Annotated in this window: 5 protein-coding genes; 4 read left to right on the plus strand and 1 reads right to left on the minus strand. The window is 66.0% G+C overall.

All coding sequences use genetic code 11. The features are described 5' to 3' along the window. The first annotated feature begins 136 nt into the window (after window positions 1-136). Both ACFVW8_RS38890 and ACFVW8_RS38895 read left to right on the plus strand, forming a co-directional pair. Window positions 137-328, plus strand: coding sequence for a hypothetical protein (locus ACFVW8_RS38890; RefSeq protein ID WP_389698748.1), 192 nt, complete (start codon window positions 137-139; stop codon window positions 326-328). 147 nt (window positions 329-475) lie between these two features. Further along, on the plus strand, window positions 476-955 hold the full coding sequence (locus ACFVW8_RS38895) for a hypothetical protein (protein WP_389698750.1): 480 nt from the start codon (window positions 476-478) through the stop codon (window positions 953-955). Between the two features lie 114 nt (window positions 956-1,069). Here ACFVW8_RS38895 and ACFVW8_RS38900 read toward each other — a convergent pair whose 3' ends face one another. Continuing rightward, a complete protein-coding gene (locus ACFVW8_RS38900; RefSeq protein ID WP_389698752.1) occupies window positions 1,070-1,672 on the minus strand; it encodes a TetR/AcrR family transcriptional regulator in 603 nt (200 codons plus the stop codon). A 46-nt stretch (window positions 1,673-1,718) separates the two neighbouring features. Between ACFVW8_RS38900 and ACFVW8_RS38905 the strand changes: the two genes are divergently transcribed. Next, on the plus strand, window positions 1,719-2,183 hold the full coding sequence (locus ACFVW8_RS38905; RefSeq protein ID WP_389698754.1) for an SRPBCC family protein: 465 nt from the start codon (window positions 1,719-1,721) through the stop codon (window positions 2,181-2,183). 227 nt (window positions 2,184-2,410) lie between these two features. Beyond that, window positions 2,411-2,998, plus strand: coding sequence for a hypothetical protein (locus ACFVW8_RS38910; RefSeq protein ID WP_389698756.1), 588 nt, complete (start codon window positions 2,411-2,413; stop codon window positions 2,996-2,998). Window positions 2,999-3,132: the final 134 nt, after the last annotated feature.

The following is a 3,132-nucleotide window of genomic DNA, read 5'->3' on the forward strand; positions in this document are numbered from 1 at the left end:
GGTTTGCGCTGCTATGGGTTGCACAGTTGTGGGTGTTTTGGGGCCCCGCCGCGCCGGGCGCCGCTAAAGCCACCTGGCCGGCGATCAGCAGACCGACGAACCTCCAGTCACCGCGCCGGCCGATGCGGTGCTGATCGTGGACGGCAGCTTCCTCCAGCGCAGCGAACTGGCCCACCTGTCGGACGAGGTCGTCTTCGCCGACATCAGCTTCCCGATAGCCTGCCGCCCGTCCGGCCAACTGGCCCACGAAGCGATGTCCCCCATGGCCGCAGAGACGACGGCTTCCAGGACCCCCACGCCGAAGCGCGGAGTTCTGCTGGTTCCGTGATCCGGCCGGGGCCCGGTGACTTGGGCTGACGGAGGTCCCGTCCCAGGACTTCAGCCTGTTACACGAGCCCGCTCTCTCCCGCCGTCCGGTTGCTGACGCGGCCGATCTCGCTGTCGAGCGTCTCGTCAAGTGAGGTACAACGAAGCCATGGATACCGCCGCACTTGAGCAGTTGCTGGACGAGACGTTCGATCACGCTGTGGTGTACCACGGATACACCAACTACCTGCGCGACTACGAGGTAATCGTCTACGCAACGGCTGACCCCAGCACCGGCGTACCGCCGGCTTACCTGCGATATCTCTTCCGGTACTGCGTCGAGGCCCGGTGCGAGACGTCAGTGCCCGCAGAGATCTGGCGGAACTCCTTGGACGACCGTCTCCTCGACCCCGAAACTGCCGCGTCCGACTCAGGCGGTTACGTCTGGGGAGTGAAATGGCACTGCATGTATCCAGGGGCTGAGCTTCTCCCCGAGTCGGAGGCGACCCGCCGATGGTCCACGGCCCTCGGGATCGACTTCCGTGAGGTTCGCATGGAGACCAACGCGCACAACTTGACCTTGCTCTTCTCCGACCTTCAGGTGACCGAGGTCCCCGTCGGCTACACCCCGTTCGTCACGGATCAGTGATCAGAGTTCGTGTGATCCTGCGGCTGGCGTACGGCAGTCGGCACGAAGCGGACGCCTGGACCACAACCCACCGCCCAGCCCGTCATCGGCGTCCCACGACTGCGGTCGTATCTGTCACTTCGAGCCGAAGTACTGACGGAAGAACTCCTCCATGGCCGCATCGACGCCGACGCGGTCACCGGTCGCGAGCAGATCAAGCAGCAGGCCGCGGACGGTCGCGAGCCCCAGCCTGGCGCGGTTCCGGGCCACGACAGGGTCCGCACCCGCGGCGACCTCGGCGGCCATGAGCGGCTCCAGCCAGTCGTTCACGAGCCCTTCGAGGACAGGGGCCGCCGCGGAACGGCCCCGAAGTGCCTGGCCGTAGATTTCGAAGAAGAGCCGCTCCTGATCTGCCAGCGCGGGGTCTGTCAACTGCTGCCAGATGAGACGCGCGGCATCAGCGGGCGAGCGGCCCGCGTGCCCTTGGAGCCGGGACAACAGATCGCGCTGGCGCTGCTCCGAAGTCCGGACGATCTCCACGAGCAGCTGTTCCTTGGAGCCGAAATGGTGGATCAGCATGCGGTGACTGACGCCGATCGCGGCACCCAGGACGCGCAGGCTCAGTTCCGCGAAGCCGTTCGCCGCAACGTAGTCGACAGCCGCATTCACCAGTTGGGAGCGCCGGTCCCCGTCCGTGCCGGTCTCACCCTCAGGCTGTGAACCATTCGTGTTTTCCACGCCACGAGTGTACCAATCGGTACATGACCTATGTACCGTCTGGTACATGAAGCCTGTCACCGTGTCCACCGACGTGCCCCAGACACCCGAGCAGGTCCACGACTTCCTCGACGTCATGGCTCATCACGAACGTCTCACCGACCACTACCTCACCGACTGGCACTTCAGCGGCCCTCCCCGCGGCATCGGATCGTGCGCCGCAGTCACAGCCTCGCTGGGCGGCACAAGGACCGACGTCACCATCGAGGTCGTCGAAGCCGTCCCTCCACGACTCATTGTCGAACGGAACGTCAGCTGGGCCGGCCGTCGTCTGGCCCACGGCACGTACACCATCGAGCCGCTGCGGAACGGCGGGAGTCATGTGTCGTTCACCTACACCTGGACACGCACCCCACTCGCCGACCGCCTGCTGGCACCCGTACTCCGGGCCACGATGCGGCGCGCCAACCGCACGGTCATGCGGCGCCTGGCCACCGAGTTGATTCGCCACGTGTCCGCCACCGAAGCCTGACTGTCGCATCTGAATTCCCCGCCACGCCATTTCGTCCTTCGGGGCGCAACGGTCAACGCAACGGCCTCATGCGGGAAAGGTGCACCGCGAGCGACGCACATGGTGCGGAGTTGTCTTCACTGAGATTCGCAAGGGTGTGTGGATAGCGAAGCAACCGCAGGATAGTTGCGGTGTGTGAGTAGCATCAGGGTCTCACCCTCATGCTACGTACGAAAGAGGAGGGCCTCGTGTCCGAAGCCACCACAGTCACCGAAGTCACCGCAGGTTATGCGGAGAAGGTCGGGGAAGACCTCGCGGTCACCAAGAGCGAGCAGGAAAGGGTACGTGCCGAGCTGAACCGGCTGCAGGACCAGCTCCGCCGGCTCGAAGAGAGTGAGCAGGTCCTGGTGAAGTTGCGGGACGTGCTCAGCAGCACCGGTACGCCTACGCCGGCATCCGCGCAGGGCAAGGAGAGGAAGAAGGCCTCGGTGCCTGCGGCCCGCCGCAGGCAGAACGTGCCCGAGCAGCAGAAGGTGTCGAACAAGGCCAAGCCTTCGAAGGCGACCGCATCGGCCAAGGGCGCGGGTCAGGAGACCTGGGCGACGCTGGTCGACGGTTACCTGGCTGGACAGAGCGAGCCAAAGTCCGCCGCTGAGGTGTCGGCCGCGCTGAGCGAGGCTCATCCGCAGCGCAAGGTGCAGACCACAGTCGTCCGCAACACCCTGGAACAGCGAGTTGCCCGCGGACTCCTGGAGCGCTCCAAGCAGGGCCGCTCGGTGTACTACAGCCCCGTCGCCGCACCTGCCGCGGATGCGTCTGCCACGTCTGCTGAGTAGGGCCGTAGGGGGAAGCACAGAAGCCCCGGTGTGCTCACCGTGCGGGTGAGCGGCAGTCGTCGGCGTGGGCGGTGCGCTCTCCCCCGGGCGGAGCTGTTCCGCTGTCGGTGAGCCGGCCGCAGGAGCCCACGGCC

It is taken from the genome of Streptomyces sp. NPDC058221 (genome assembly GCF_042882365.1).
Taxonomy (GTDB): Bacteria; Actinomycetota; Actinomycetes; order Streptomycetales; family Streptomycetaceae; genus Streptomyces.